The sequence below is a fragment of the Microvirga arsenatis genome, assembly GCF_009910705.1.
GTDB classification, from domain to species: domain Bacteria; phylum Pseudomonadota; class Alphaproteobacteria; order Rhizobiales; family Beijerinckiaceae; genus Microvirga; species Microvirga arsenatis.
Genome location: NZ_JAAAXJ010000011.1, coordinates 35,766 through 50,081, shown reverse-complemented (window position 1 = coordinate 50,081; position 14,316 = coordinate 35,766). Strand labels below are relative to the sequence as shown.

Sequence of the window (14,316 nt, the reverse complement as noted above, 5' to 3'; positions counted from 1 at the left end):
TTTGCATTCAGGTCGATTTCGCAAGCTTGCCCGGCTCCTCGATCGATGCGATCGGCAGGGTGACGAGGCGCAGCTCCGGATCGTCCGGATCGATCCGGATGGAGAAGCCGAGGCTGCGGCACATGTCGAGCATGGTGGAATTCTCGCGCAGCACCTGTCCCTCGACCTCGCGCAATCCTTCAGCCTTCGCCCATTCGATCATGAGGCGCATCAGCTCCCAGCCGAGGCCGAGCCCCTTGAGATCCGAGCGAAGCAGGATGCCGTATTCGCCCGTCTCATGGTTCGCATCCGCATGGAGGCGAACGGCGCCCATCATCTCGCCCGTCTCATCGTCGAAGGCCACGAAGGCGATGGCACGCGCATAGTCGAGCTGCGTCAGGCGGGCGAGGAAGGTGTGGCTGAAGTCGCGCACCGGCGCGAAGAAGCGTAGGCGCAGGTCCTCCGGGGTGATCTTCTCGAAGAAGCGACGGAACTCGTCCTCGTCCTCCGGCCGCACGGGCCGCACGAAGGCTCTGCGCCCGTTGCGCAGACCGAGCGTGCGCTCCCACTCCTTCGGATAGGGGCGCACGGCAAAGCGCGGATGCCCGCTGCCCTTGCGCAGCTCGGGGGCCACTGCCACGCGGGCATCGACGGCGATGACGCCGGTGTGGTCGGCGAGCAGCGGATTGATGTCGAGCTCGCGGATCTCGGGCAGGTCGGCCGCCATCTGCGCCAGCTTCACCAGGGTCAGGGCGATCGCCCCCTCGTCCGCTGCGGGCACGTCCCGGTAGGCCTTGAGACGGCGCGAGACGCGGGTGCGGGCGATGAGATCGTGCGCCAGGTTGAGGTCGAGGGGCGGCAGGGCCAGCGCCTTGTCGTTGATCACCTCCACGGCCGTGCCGCCGCGGCCGAAGAGCACGACGGGGCCAAAGGCGGGATCGTCGGCGAGGCCGACGATAAGCTCGCGGGCCTTGGCCCGGCGCACCATCGGCTGAACGGTCACGCCGGTCACTTGCGCCCCCGGCTTCAGGCGCGCGGCGCGCTCGAAGATGTCGGCGGCGGCCCGGCGCACCGCCTCCTCGGTCGTGAGGTCGAGCTGCACGCCGCCGATGTCGGACTTGTGCACGATGTCGGGCGAGAGCACCTTGACCGCGACGGTGCCGCCCGCCGCGATGGTCGGCCGTGCTGCCTCCGCAGCCTCGTCCGGCGTCGTCGCCAGCATCACCGGCGCGGAGGGAATATCATAGGCTTTCAGCAGGGCATCGACCTCGAGCGGATCGAGCCAGCGCCGGTTCTGCGCCAGCACGTGCTCGACGATGGCGCGCGCAGCCTTCGTGTCGGGCTCGAAATCCTTGGGCAGGTCGTCGGGCGTCTCCATCAGCTGGGTCTGCGCCTCACGGTAGCGCACGAGCTGCATGAAGCCCCGCACCGCATCGGCTTCGGTGGTGAAGTGCGGAATGCGCGCTTCCTCGAAGAGGCGGGCCGATTCCGGATCCTCGCCGATCCAGGCGGCGAAGACCGGCTTCTGGCGATAGCCCCTGGCCCTGTCGCGCTTCACCACGTCGACGACGGCTTTCGCCACATCCGTGGCACTCGCCACGGCCGTCGGCACGTTGAGGATGAGGACGGCATCGTTCTCCGGGTCGGCGAGCAGCGCCTCCAGGGCTCCTGCATAGCGCTCGGGATTGGCATCGCCGATGATGTCGATCGGGTTCGCACGGGACCATGTCTCCGGCAGCAGGGCGTTGAGCGAATTGCGCGTCGTTTCCGACAGGGTCGCGAGCGTCCCGCCAAGATCGATCAAGCGATCCACGGCGAGCACGCCGACACCGCCGCCATTGGTGAGCACTGCAAGGCGGTTTCCGGGAAACGGCTTCTGCCGCCCCAGCGTCTCCGCGGCGGCGAAGAGCTGGTCGAGGTCGAGCACGCGCAGCAGGCCGGCGCGGCGGAAGGCGGCGTCATAGACCGCATCCGATCCCGCCAGCGCGCCCGTGTGGGTCGCGGCGGCCTTCGCGCCCTGCGCATGGCGGCCGGCCTTGATGACCACCACCGGCTTCACGCGCGCCGCAGCGCGGGCCGCGGACATGAACTTCTTCGCGTTGCCGATGGACTCGATGTAGAGCAGGATCGCCCGCGTGCCGCTGTCGGCGGAGAAGAAGTCCAGGCAATCGCTGAAATCCACGTCGATCTTGTCGCCGAGGGACACGATGGCCGAGAAGCCCACATTCCTCTGCGCCGCCCATTCGACGAGGCCTGCCGCCACCGCACCCGACTGGGACACGAGCGCCAGGTCACCCGGCTTGGCGCTGTGCGCGGCGAAGCTTGCATTCATCTTGGCCCTGGGCGCGAGCACGCCGATGCAGTTGGGACCGACGATGCGCAATCCTTGCGCGCGAGCCGCGAGCCTCACCTTCTCGCTCAAGGATCCTTCGCCGTAGCCCAGGCCGGCCGTTGCGATGATGGCGACGCTCACGCCCACGCTCCCGGCCTCCTCGATGACGCCGAGCACCCGCTCGGGCGGCACCGCGACGACGATCAGGTCAGGCACCTCCGGAACGTCGGACAGGGAAGAAAAGCAGGCGAGGCCCTCGATCTCGACGTGGTGCGGATTGACCGGGAAGATGTCGCCTTCGAAGCCTCCTGCGATGAGATTGCGCAGGAAGGTCAGCCCGAGGGACCCGGGACGCGGGCTTGCACCGACGACTGCGATGGAGCGCGGGGCGAGCAGCTTGTCGAGGCGATAGGTGGACATCGGCGATCCTTCGTCTCGGGACGTTAAGGCCAGATCGGCTCTCAGAACCTATTGCGCCTGCCTCTAACCGCAAGACGCGCCGATGTGATTGATCTATCGCAGGCCGGCGCTCCTTCGGCCCTCCATACCTGATGCTGCCCCGGAAGCGGCCAGGATCCCCGGACTATTCCGCCAGAACCCGCGTGGGCGGGAAGATCACCTCGACCAGGGTGCCTTCGCTGGGCCGGCTCGAGATCTGCAGCGCGCCCCGGTTCGCCTCGACAAGGGCCTTGGTGAGCGGAAGGCCGAGGCCGGTGCCGCCTCTCCTGCGGGCGGTGGCGAGCTGGCGGAAGGGCTCGAGGGCGGCCTCTACCTCCTCGGGCGTCATGCCGATGCCGGTGTCCCGAACCCGGAAGGCCACCTCGCCCCTGTCGGTCATGGCGGTGGAGACGATCACCTGCCCACCCGCATCGGTGAACTTGATCGCGTTGGAGACGAGGTTGAGCACGATCTGGCGCACGGAGCGCTCGTCCGCCACCACCGGGGGCAGCTTGGGGGCGAAGCTCATGCGCATGACGATGCGGTCCCGCGCCGCCTGCGGCTGCAGGAGGGTGACGCAGGAGGCCACGAGATCGTTGAGGCTCACGCCCGTGAACGACAGCTCGAGCCGGCCTGCCTCGATCTTGGCGAGGTCCAGGAGATCGTTCACCAGGCTGATCACATGCGAGCCCGAGGCGTGAACGTCCTTGAGGTATTCCTTGTATTTCTCGTTGCCGATGGGTCCGAAGCGCTCCTCCAGCATCACCTCGGCAAAGCCGAGGATGGCATTCAGCGGCGTGCGGATCTCGTGACTGATCTTGGCGAGGAGATCGGATTTCTGGGCGCTCGCCTCCTCAGCGGCATGCTTGGCGCCGATCAGCTCGCCCTCCGCCTTCTTGAACACGGTGATGTCGCGCAGCACCGCGCAGAACCGGCGGTCCGGCCCGTCGCCCAAGCGGCCCATGGTCATGAAGAGCGGGATCGCGCCGCCCTGCCGCTCGCGGCCCACCACCTCGCGCCCGTCGTTGAGCAGGCTCGCCACGCCCGGCGAGCGCAGGCTCTCCAGGTAATCGAGGGCGACCATGTGGCTCTCTGGCGCGAGCAGGACCGTGATGGCGTCGCCCGCCACCGCCCGCTCGTCATAGCCGAAGAGCGCCTCGGCCGAGCGGTTGAGCGAGATGATGCGCCCGGTCTCGTTGAGCACGATCACCCCATCCGTGGCCGTGTCGAGAATTGCCTCCAGTTCCTGGATGCGGCCGTCCTGGGGCGCCTCCGCCCTGGACACCCGGCGGATGACCATGAGGCCCGCCTCCTCGCCTTCCCAGTCGACGGTCGAGGAGCGCACGCTGACGGCGAGGTTCTCGTTCGTGCGGGTCGTCAGGGCAAGGGCGGAATCCTCGTCTCCCGACCCGCCCAGGGCCGGAGAGCCTCGGAACAGGTGCACCAGCCCGCCCTCGTCCTGGACCTGCTCCGCGCCCTCGTAGCCGGTCAGGTCGAGAAGGAAGCGGTTGGCGAACAGGACGCGCTCGCCCCGGTGAACCAGGATGCCGATCGGCAGCCGGTCGAGGATGTGGTCACCGGGAGTGGGTGGAGTGGCAGGGTTAGGCGTATTGGCCTCTGCGGGCACAGGCTCCGCCGTGGCGGAGGGGCCTTCGGACGAAGGCTCGCTGTCGTCCAGGCGGGCGCCCAAGGCCTTGGCAATCTCGCGGAAGGCGTTGCGCTCGGCCGTGGACAGGGTCGATGCAGGCTTCTCGGCAGGCCTGGACGGCTCGCTCGGCTGCTGCTCGGGTGGACTGGGGTTCGAGAGCGCCTCGGCTACCTGGTCGCGCAGGCTGGCAAACCAGCTCTCTTCCTCCGAACGCGTGCTGGCCGTGTCCGGCTGCTCCGGCAATGCTTCTTCGGGGGGCCGGAAGGGCAGGGTCTCGTCCTTGGCCAGGCTCTGGGCAAGGAGGTCGCCGGCGATCTGCTCCCGCTCCCGAGCCGCATCCATCCGAACGAGACCGAAGCCCCGGAAGCCGATCAGGTGACGTTCGTCTCCAAAGACCGGCATGCCGGCCCAATCGACCGGAACCTGCAGGCTTGACCCGTCGACAGACCAGAACACCGTGCGCGCGCTCCAGGTCTCGCGACGCGCGAAGAGGTCCGCCACGGCGCCATCAGGATCCTCGGCCACAGAGCGGGTCACCTCCTCCCAGGTCCGCCCGACGATATCCCCAGCCTCGGTGCCGACAGCCCTGGCCAGATCAGGTGACACATGAGTGAAACGCGTCTGAGCATCCGTGTGCCAGATGAAGCGAATTGGGCCCGATGCCCTGCCCTGCCCGGTCTCGTCTTCGGAGTTGCCATCGATCGCCGTCCGGATCTGAGCGGATCGCCCGACCGCCTGGTCAGCCGTGCGGGAGCGCGCGGCCACTTTCGGCACAGGACTTGTGAGGGCGGTGACCAGAACCGTGCGGCCATCGTCGAGGGAGTCGAGGCGGCAGAGACAAGCCACGGGCAGCCAAGGCCTGGCCGGATCCAGTCTGAGGCGTTCCAGCCTTGCCCCCTGTCTCGGGGCCATGCCGCCGGCAAGGGCCCTAAGGCGGTCGCGGGCGCGGACATCCGCCGCGATCCGGGCATCCGCTCCGGTAAGAGCCTGTCCCAGCTCCCGGGCGGCGGGGGAGGTCCAGAGCAGCCTCTCTCCCTCCTCGTCCCAAACGAGCACGCCCGTTCCGGGCCTGGCCAGAAGGCCAAGCTCCGGCTCGGCGGCGAGCCGCGCCACCAGCGCCTCGAAGGGATTGGGAGCTTCCGTCATGAACGGCCTTGTGCCTCGACCAGTCGCAGTCTCATCGGTTGAGAGGGTTGTAGACTAATCCCGGCGGCCAAGCATGCAAGGCGGAACACTTGAATCCATTTACTTTGAGGTAACCTTAATAGGCACCGCTTCAAGGGAGTTGATTTTGCGCTGCACAATGTGATATTGCACTGCACAAACACCAATGATGAGGAGCAAGCTATGGCCAACAACCAGACCCCCACTTACGAGATCCCCGCCGAAATGCGCGACTTCGCCGAGAAGAGCGTCGAGCAGGCCCGCAAGGCCATCGACGGCTTCATGAGCGCCGCCCAGAAGACGGCCGACACCTTCGAGGGTTCGGCGAACACGGTCCAGGCGAGCGCCCGCGACGCCGCCCGCAAGACCTTCACCTATGCCGAGCAGAACCTCGCTGCGGCCTTCGACCTGGCCCAGCGCATGGTGCGTGCGAAGGACATGCAGGAAGCCATGCAGATCCAGGCTGAGTTCGTCCGCACGCAGTTCGAGGCGATGCAGTCTCAGATGAAGGAGTTCGGCTCCATGGCGCAATCGGCCATGAAGCAGCCGGGCTCCAAGAAGTAAGAGTCTTCTTTTCTAAGAAACCTGCGAGGACGTCACCATGACGGAAACGAAGAAGACGCGGGCCAAGGGTCCGGGCAAGAGCACTCAGAAAGCCGATCTTGTCGAGATGGCCGCCGCCTCTGTTGCAGAAGCGGCCGAGACGGTCACCCAGACGAAGCCGGCTTCACAGGCCGAGGCTCCTGCAAAGCCGGTCGAGGCTGCGGCCCTCTTCGCCTCCGCCCGCAAGCAGAGCGACGCCCTCCGCAAGGCGATGGGCGAAACCGTCGCCGCTTCGGCCAAGGGCGCTCTCGAGGTGAACGGCAAGATCATCGATGCCCTCACCGTGCAGAGCGACGTTGCCGTGGACCTGTGGCGCTCGGCGCTGAACCCCTCCCCGCTGCCGGAGGCCATCAAGGCGCACAGCCACGCAACCCGCGTGGCCTACGAGACGGCCTCCGCCCAGTGGAAGGACATTGCCGAGACGACGGCGCTCTGGTTCACCCGGAGCCTCGAGCCCCTGCAGTCGGCATTCCAGACGCAGGGCCGCTGACACTACCGAAACGCATCATCATGCGCTAAGGCTCGGCCGCCATAGGCCGGGCCTTTTTTCATGCGCCGCATTCCCGTTCCGGCGGTTATCGCCGTTGTCATCCACGATGATCGGACCCTGCTGGTGCGGCGGGCCAACCCACCCGATGCGGGGCTGTGGGGCTTTCCGGGCGGCAAGATCGACTTCGGAGAGACAGTGAAGGCCGCGGCCGTTCGGGAGCTTCTCGAAGAGACCGGCGTGCTCGCCGAGGCCGGAGATGTCATCACCACCCTCGACATCCTTGAGAAGGACGCCTCCGGCGAAATGCTGCAGCACTATGTCCTGATCGCAGTGCGATGCCGCTGGGTATCGGGCGAGCCTGTGGCGGGCGACGACGCGCTCGATGCCCGCTGGTTTGCCCTGGCGGATCTTGACCCGGGCGCGCTTCCCATGAGCGTCGATGTGGATGCCGTCGCCAGGCGTGCTCACGCTCTCGAATCCTGACGATCCGAGCCACGAAAAAGGCCTCGCTCCGGGTCACGGGCGAGGCCAAGTTTCGTCTCTGGCTTTGAGGCCTGACCGGCCGAACTTCATGATCCGATCTGCACATAATCGGCGCCTGATCTCAAGACGAACCCGGCCGATATGGTTGATGAAAAGTAAATGTTTATAATGCGTCAATCATAGTCGCATCGCTGGCACGCGAGGATATTGAAACATTCTCTCACAATCTTTTATGAGTGAGCGCGACAGGCAACAAATGCCTAGCGACTTCTGCCAATCAAGCACGGAATACAGTTATGCGTAACTCTGCTCTTGGACTGCTCGCTGCCACAGCGGCTCTCGCCCTTGCGGCCTCGAACGCCCATGCGGCCGATCTTCCGTCCCGCTACTCCCCAGCCCCTGCCTATAATGCGATGCCGGTCTTCACCTGGACGGGCTTCTACGGCGGTCTGAACGCAGGCTACGGCTGGAACGTGGGCAGCAGCCGCTATTACGATCCGGCCTTCGGCACGGTCTCCGGCAAGCGCAGTGGCGGCTTCGTCGGCGGTGCGCAGGTTGGCTACAATTACCAGTTCGGCATGTTCGTGGCCGGCGCCGAGACGGATCTCCAATACGCCGCCGTCGGCAACAAGGGCGCTTCCTACGGGACGACCTACTACCCGGGCGATTCCGACGGCTTCTTCGGCACCCTCCGTGCCCGTGCCGGCGTGGCTTTCGACCGCGCACTCGTCTACGGCACCGCCGGCTTCGCCTACGGCGACATCGGCGGCAACCGCGGCTACGATCCGGTTCTCGGCCACCATACGGGCAACGAGATCAACTGGGGCTGGACCCTGGGCGGCGGCGTGGAATATGCCATCACCAACAATTTCACCGCCAAGGTCGAGGGTCTGTATGTGGATGTGGACACCAAGGACAACTACAATTTCGGTGGCCGCGTGAACGTGGATCGCGATGCGGAGTTCGGCGTCCTGCGCGCCGGCGTGAACTACAAGTTCAACTAGCGTCCAATCCTTATCGAAAGTCGAAGGCCCGGTGAGATCACCGGGCCTTTTTCATTGACTCAAGGATCGTTGACGCCCTTCGGAATCTTGAGATCCGGCCTCTTCATCTCGGCGTGCTTGATGGCGAGAAGCCGCCGAGCCGCGATTCCTGCCGGTGTCGGCGGATGGAGCCGTTTGTTCAGCACCTCGACCTGCCAGCGCTGCAGCTCGAGAAGAGCTCTCAACACCCGCACCCGCTCCTGGAGATCGAGAGCGTCTTTCAAGGGGTCTGGTCCGCTGGCTGTCATGGGACCATCCCTGCCAAGCTTGCGATGAATCATGTCTGAACGCGCAATGGGTGAAAACGGGCACTGATAGGTTCTGCCAGCCAGGATCATCGCCCCGCGGACAGCAAAGTAAGGAGAATGAAACGCATGGCGGCAGCGAATGAACTCGCCGCGCCTCTGGTGCTACAACTATGCTTTGGTGATCGATGTAATTGTATTACATTTTTCTCCGAATGGCAAGGCTTGCCGTGGCTGCATCTTGTCGCGATCAAGGTGGGCGGTTTTGAGACCGGCGCTTGGCTGCAAGCCTTCGGAACCGCGCGCAACGCTTGGCAGTTGCACCGGCAGAGCTTGAACGGAGGTTGAGCCATGCCCGATGCGCGCCACGAGATGGAAGCAGACAGGATTCTTGCCGTGCTGAGCCTGTCCGCACCCGATGAACAGAGCCTTCTGCAAGGACGGCGCCTGCTGGCGGAGGCTTTGGAACAGGCGGAAAGGCGCGGCCGTCAGATCTCGGGAAGCCAGAAGGAATCGAGCGGCTGAGGATCTTCAGATTCCGCTAACATCAACGGGTTAAGAGGAGCGGTCTCGGCGGCATCACTCTCCTGCGACATCGACGGCGAGGAACGGCCTGCGTCGGGGCACGTTCCTTCCCTGTGCGATGTGGCACAGCGGACAGGTCTCGGGCGTGATGATCTTCCGAGAGTTGGAGAATCAGTCAATGCGCTCCCTCCTGGCGACCATCCTGACCGGCACCTTGGGCGTTCTTGCCGCAGGCTCGTCCGTCATGGCTCAATCCGCCGATACCCGCATCGCATCCATGCCGTTCGGTGAGTGTCTGTCCATCATCGGCGAGATCACCGAGGAGATGGGCGAAGAGCCTGTCAAGCTCGTCAGCACGGACGATGCGGTCACTGTGCGCGTCAATGCCTCGGACGGGTTCGTCACGGTATCGTGCGAGCGCGACAGCAGCAGGATGACCCTGACGAAGAGCCCTGTTCCGGAGGCTGCCGGAATGACTGCATCCCGCTGAAACCCGCTTCCGGAGAAGACAACAGGGCAGAAGCGCTCCATCGACTTGCGGCGTGATCCGCTCGGACGCCGTCCGCTGCAGCCTCTCCACCCGGCAACCCGCCGTGGCCCCGTCGAGACTGCTCGAGGCCTCAATCCGATCGTCCTACAATGGGGACGCTGAGAACCGGTATCCTCAAGTGCTGTGTCGCGTGGGCGTCATGGTTTTCCTGTTCAATGCGCTAAGCCTCTAGGATCGCCTCAAGACCATCGGAACTCATAAGGCGGCAGGGCATTCCTTCACCTGTCGCTAGAAACCAAGCGTAAATGCGTCAGCGAAACCTCAAATATTGCGAGATGAAACAATGCCAGCGAGACATTTCAGCCAAACTCCGCCCGACAGAGCCAACGATCTTTTCGACAGGCTCCTCGCCACTTCGGACGGCGCCGCCAAGACGCGCGAGCGCCTGCTTTCGGAATTGAAGGACGAACTGGCGCTCTTGGCCAGCCTTCAGGAGCAGCACCTTTTTCCCATTCTGCAGCGGCATGGAATGATCGATCTGCTGCAGGCCGCCACGAATGACAACAACGAGACGGCCGCGCTCCTCGAAGAACTTGAAGGCATGCCCAAGAACGGCAGTGCGTTTCTCGACAAGGTGGCCGAGCTGAGGCGCGCCTTCCAGCGGCACATCCGCGATGATCGGAAGGAGCTTCTTCCCGCCGTGCTCCAGGTTCTCAGCGACGAGGAGGCACAGGCGGTTGCCGAGCAGGTCGAGGATGAGATCTCGAACATCGAGACCATGAAGCAGGCCGCGCCCGCCTCCCCCGTGCCCCAGAATTCCGCCATGCGGGCCAGCACTGATGCTGTCGACGACGCGATGCGCATGAGCACGGACAGCGTCCATACGGTGGCGGTGGGCGTGCAGGATCTCTCCTGGGAGTGCCTGCGTATGAGCCAGAAGCGTCTCGAGACCAATCTGGACGGATGGAGCAGGCTTGCGCAGTGCCGCTCCCCGCAGGATCTCGCCCGCACCCAGGTTTCCCTTCTGCAGGACAATCTGGAGCAGACTCTCAACAACGGCTTCCGCCTCGCCAGTCTTGCGATGCAGCTTGCCGAGAAGGCGACCTGGCATCGCACCCAGGAGAACGCGCGGTTGCAGCAGCGCTGATCGCGGATCAGCGCTGCGTCTCGGCATCAGGATGATGCCTGAGCCGCACCGGCTCTGCCGGTGCGGCCACTTGGACTTGACGGCCTTGGCATCCTGCGCTCGATGGACAGTCCGGGCGAGAGGCCTATAACTGGGGCATCTGCAGCGAGGCGCGTTTCATGCCCGAGACCGATGAACAGCCCGAAGACGGATTGGAAGAGCTCGACAAGGCGAGCCGCGTCAATTTTCGGGACTATCCGAGCTCCGGTCTCGTCGTGATCGCCGCGCTCAGCTCCGGCCTCGGCTGGATGCTGTACAAGTGGCTGGGAAAGAAGAGAAAGAGTCGCGGCACGGCTGCGGACGAGACAGCGTCCCCCTCGCGAACCGAAGCCTCCTCCGACAAAACGTCCTGACCGCCTGCCTCCGGCGCGCCTGAAGGTGCCGCGGCGCACGGACCGCCCGGCATGGGAAGGTTACCTTGCGTCAACAGACCGGAGGCATGCCATGGTCCATGACGCATTTTCCTTCATGCTGGGCATCGTAGCCCCCCTGGCTTTGGTAAGCTGGCTGCTCATTCTGCACTGACCGCAGCCTCACCCACCACCATGCGGGCGAAGGCCGGCCGCAGCCGATTCGTCCATCGCCGCTTGGTATCCTGTCAGCCTGACATCGCCCTACGCCGCCCGAGGCGGCCTGGAGCCATAACCCTCCGGCAGATTCCGTAACTGTCTGTTCATCTTTGAGGCGCAGCCTTTCTCCCGTGCCAAGGGCTGGCACGGTCCTCCCTCTCCGGTCGCAATCGCGGCCTTCCTTGAGCGCCGAATTCTGCGGCGCTCTTTCTTTATGCGAGCCATGACTGACACGGATGAGAAAACAGCTTGAAGGAGTTGAAAACTCTTCTTGAATCAGCCTGAGCCCCATCAGGCGAGAACTATCCGCTTGGAGGGGAGCCTGCAGTTCCGATGAAAAAATAATTGCTCCGCCACGATGTTGCCTCATTCAGAAATCAGAACGCCATCAGCGGAAAGCGAGATAATCATCTCAAGTCCTGCAGTATTGTAAGCGTTTTAATCACCCATCTTTCAGTGTCCTTGCGTACCCAGCGTTCCATTCCTGCTTAGTCCAAGCAAGTTCCTTCAAGAACTGCAGAATTCTTACTCGAAGCTTCGATAAACGAGGCTCGCTCAATTTTGGGGCATAAATCATGGCTTTGAATCCTTCTGTCGCGCCCAGCGGCAACTTCGACCTGTCCAATTGGAAGATCACCCTCCCGGTCGATTCGAATGGCGGCTTCAGCGGAACCGCCATGGAAGTTAAAAACCTCAGCGGCTATCAACATTCCAAGTATTTCTTCACCGGTCCCGACGGCGCGATGACTTTCGTCGCTCCCGCGGAGGGCGCCACCACCAGCGGCTCCTCCTATGCCCGCTCCGAGCTGCGCGAGATGAATGGCACCGCCAACGCGGCCTGGAACCTCCAGACCGGCGGCTTCATGAGCGCGACTCTCGAGGTCGATGCCGCTCCGAACCGCGAGGGCGTGGGCGGCCGGATCATCGTCGGCCAGATCCACGGCAAGGACGACGAGCTGGTGCGTCTGTACTGGGAGAACGGCAAGCTCTACTTCGCCAACGACCAGGCCGGCTCCAACAACACCGAGCAGAAGTTCTACTTCGTCAACGCCTCGGGCCAGCAGCCGAGCGTGTCGCTCGACGAGCGCTTCTCCTACACGATCAACGCCAAGGGCGACAATCTCGAGGTGACGGTCTACGCCGACGGCCAGATCTACAAGTCCGTCTCCAAGATCAACAGCGTCTGGCAGTCCGACGCCTTCTACTTCAAGGCCGGCGCCTACCTGGGCGCGAACGAGACCAATGGCTCCGGATACGGCCAGACCTCGTTCTACGCCCTGAGCTTCAACCACAACGGCACGGTCACTACGCCGACGAACCCGACCACGCCGACCAACCCGACGCCGACCCCGACCCCGACCGACGATCCTGTCACGGCTGCGGACGATTCCTATGCGACGACCGAAGACACCGTGCTCACGGTGGGCGTCGCCCAGGGCGTTCTTGCCAACGACACGGCTGCCGACGGTGGCAAGGTGGCGGTTGCCGGCACCTTCAGCACCACTCAGGGTGGCAAAGTGACGCTCAAGACCGATGGCTCCTTCGTCTACACGCCGAAGGCCGACTTCTTCGGTTCGGACAGCTTCACCTACACCGCCAAGGATGCGGACGGGGATACCGACACCGGCACCGTGACCCTCAAGGTCGCCGACGCGGCGGACACCTCGACCCCGACTCCGCTTCCGACCCCGCTGCCGACCGTGCCGACGACCGCGACCACGATCAGCGGCACCAGCAGCGCCAACAGCCTCACCGGCACCTCCGGCAATGATCGCATCGATGCCGGCGCCGGCGACGACAAGCTCTGGGGCAAGGCAGGCAGCGACCTGCTCCTCGGCGGCACGGGCAAGGACGCCTTCACCTTCGATACCAATCCGACCAGCAGCAATGTGGACGTGATCGTCGACTTCAACGCGGCCGATGACTCGATACGCCTGAATGATACGGTGTTCACCAAGCTGAAGTGGGGCACCCTCTCCTCGAGCAGCTTCGTGATCGGCGAGAAGGCCTTGGATTCGAGCGACCGCATCATCTACAACGACAAGACGGGCGCTCTGTCCTACGATGCCGACGGCACGGGCTCGGCTGCCGCAGTGAAGTTCGCGGTGATCCAGAACCTCGCCAAGCTGACGGCTGCCGACTTCATCGTCATCTAAAGCAGCTTAAGCCTCTCAGGCTGAGCAACAGCGGCCCCGGTCAGTCCGGGGCCGCTTTCTTGTCTCCGGCATGCCTCAGCGCACTGGCGGTGTAGATGGCAAGCGCGGCCCAGATCAGGCCGAAGGCCACCGCGTCGATCCAGCCGAAAGGCTCCCCATAAAAGAGGACGCCGAGCGCCAGCTGCCCGGACGGCGCCAAGTATTGAAGCAGGCCGATGGTGGAGAGCTTCAGACGCTGCGCTGCAGCCGCAAACCAGATCAGCGGAGCCGCCGTGCTGAAGCCGGTAAGAATGAGGAGCACATCGAGTTCCGTCCGTCCCTTGAAGGCCGCCGCACTTCCATCGGAAAAGGTGACGGCAAGATAGCCGAGGGCGAGAGGCGTGAGCAGCAGCGACTCGATGCAGAAGCCGACAAGAGGCGCAACCGGCACGATTTTCCTGACGAGCCCGTAGCACCCGAAGCTGCAGGCGAGCGCGAGCGCCACCCACGGCATCTCGCCCGCGGAGAATCCCAGGACGAGAACACCCAACCCGGCGATCAGGCAGGCGGCGATCTGGGCCGGATGAAGCCGCTCCCGCAGGAAGAGCACGCCCAGCACCACGTTGAGGAGCGGGTTGATGAAGTAGCCGAGGCTCGTCTGGACGAGATGCCCCGCATTCACGGCCCAGATGTAGATGAGCCAGTTGATGGCGATGAGACCAGCTGAGACGCACAGGAGCAGGAGACGACGGCCGGAAGTCACGGCTTCGAGCAGCTGCCGGCCCTGACGGAAGAGGACGATGAGCCCCAGGGCAAAGAGGCTCGCCCACACGATGCGGTGCGCGAGAATTTGGGGCGCCGGCACGGGGGAGAGCAGCTTGAAATGCAGCGGAACCGCCAAGCCCCACATGAAGAACGCGGCCAGGGCATAAAGGACGCCGATCCGCGCCCGACGCTCCTCAGCTCCCAGGGGTTCCGATCCCATC

The 14,316-nt window shown here is 64.4% G+C and carries 13 protein-coding genes and 1 pseudogene; 10 read left to right on the top strand and 4 right to left on the bottom strand.

Annotated features, from left to right (window positions below; all coding sequences use genetic code 11):
• Positions 1-7: 7 nt before the first annotated feature.
• Both GR303_RS17930 and GR303_RS17925 read right to left on the bottom strand, forming a co-directional pair.
• Positions 8-2,731, bottom strand: a complete 2,724-nt coding sequence (locus tag GR303_RS17930) for a bifunctional acetate--CoA ligase family protein/GNAT family N-acetyltransferase (protein WP_161724728.1) — start codon at positions 2,729-2,731, stop codon at positions 8-10.
• A gap of 163 nt (positions 2,732-2,894) precedes the next feature.
• Entirely contained in the window at positions 2,895-5,543 is a 2,649-nt protein-coding gene (locus tag GR303_RS17925; protein WP_161724730.1) for a PAS domain-containing sensor histidine kinase, read from the bottom strand.
• A 201-nt stretch (positions 5,544-5,744) separates the two neighbouring features.
• On the opposite strand from GR303_RS17925, the pseudogene GR303_RS17920 reads away from it, so the two are divergent.
• From GR303_RS17920 to GR303_RS17905, 4 genes and pseudogenes are all read left to right on the top strand, one after another.
• Positions 5,745-6,107: pseudogene (locus GR303_RS17920) on the top strand (phasin); the annotation flags it as partial.
• 55 nt (positions 6,108-6,162) lie between these two features.
• Positions 6,163-6,654 carry a hypothetical protein gene (locus GR303_RS17915; RefSeq protein WP_161724735.1) on the top strand — a complete coding sequence of 164 codons (492 nt, stop codon included), beginning with the start codon at positions 6,163-6,165 and terminating at the stop codon, positions 6,652-6,654.
• 60 nt (positions 6,655-6,714) lie between these two features.
• Positions 6,715-7,137, top strand: coding sequence for an NUDIX hydrolase (locus GR303_RS17910; protein WP_161724737.1), 423 nt, complete (start codon positions 6,715-6,717; stop codon positions 7,135-7,137).
• Positions 7,138-7,433: 296 nt separating this feature from the next.
• Positions 7,434-8,141, top strand: a complete 708-nt coding sequence (locus tag GR303_RS17905; RefSeq protein WP_161724740.1) for an outer membrane protein — start codon at positions 7,434-7,436, stop codon at positions 8,139-8,141.
• A 59-nt stretch (positions 8,142-8,200) separates the two neighbouring features.
• On the opposite strand, the gene GR303_RS17900 is transcribed toward GR303_RS17905, so the two are convergent.
• Positions 8,201-8,428, bottom strand: a complete 228-nt coding sequence (locus tag GR303_RS17900; RefSeq protein WP_161724742.1) for a hypothetical protein — start codon at positions 8,426-8,428, stop codon at positions 8,201-8,203.
• Positions 8,429-8,554: 126 nt separating this feature from the next.
• Between GR303_RS17900 and GR303_RS17895 the strand changes: the two genes are divergently transcribed.
• The 6 genes from GR303_RS17895 to GR303_RS25210 all read left to right on the top strand — a co-directional run bounded on the left by GR303_RS17895 (position 8,555) and on the right by GR303_RS25210 (position 13,351).
• Entirely contained in the window at positions 8,555-8,773 is a 219-nt protein-coding gene (locus GR303_RS17895) for a hypothetical protein (protein WP_161724745.1), read from the top strand.
• A 3-nt stretch (positions 8,774-8,776) separates the two neighbouring features.
• Positions 8,777-8,950, top strand: a complete 174-nt coding sequence (locus GR303_RS17890) for a hypothetical protein (protein ID WP_161724747.1) — start codon at positions 8,777-8,779, stop codon at positions 8,948-8,950.
• 178 nt (positions 8,951-9,128) lie between these two features.
• Positions 9,129-9,440 carry a hypothetical protein gene (locus GR303_RS17885; RefSeq protein WP_161724750.1) on the top strand — a complete coding sequence of 104 codons (312 nt, stop codon included), beginning with the start codon at positions 9,129-9,131 and terminating at the stop codon, positions 9,438-9,440.
• Between the two features lie 343 nt (positions 9,441-9,783).
• Positions 9,784-10,587, top strand: a complete 804-nt coding sequence (locus GR303_RS17880) for a hemerythrin domain-containing protein (RefSeq protein WP_161724753.1) — start codon at positions 9,784-9,786, stop codon at positions 10,585-10,587.
• 158 nt (positions 10,588-10,745) lie between these two features.
• Positions 10,746-10,979: a hypothetical protein gene (locus GR303_RS17875; protein WP_161724755.1), complete on the top strand. Its 234-nt coding sequence runs from the start codon at positions 10,746-10,748 to the stop codon at positions 10,977-10,979.
• A gap of 791 nt (positions 10,980-11,770) precedes the next feature.
• Entirely contained in the window at positions 11,771-13,351 is a 1,581-nt protein-coding gene (locus tag GR303_RS25210) for a polysaccharide lyase family 7 protein (RefSeq protein ID WP_161724758.1), read from the top strand.
• A 40-nt stretch (positions 13,352-13,391) separates the two neighbouring features.
• Here GR303_RS25210 and rarD read toward each other — a convergent pair whose 3' ends face one another.
• Positions 13,392-14,315, bottom strand: coding sequence for an EamA family transporter RarD (gene rarD, locus GR303_RS17865; protein ID WP_201752125.1), 924 nt, complete (start codon positions 14,313-14,315; stop codon positions 13,392-13,394).
• Position 14,316 lies beyond the last annotated feature (1 nt).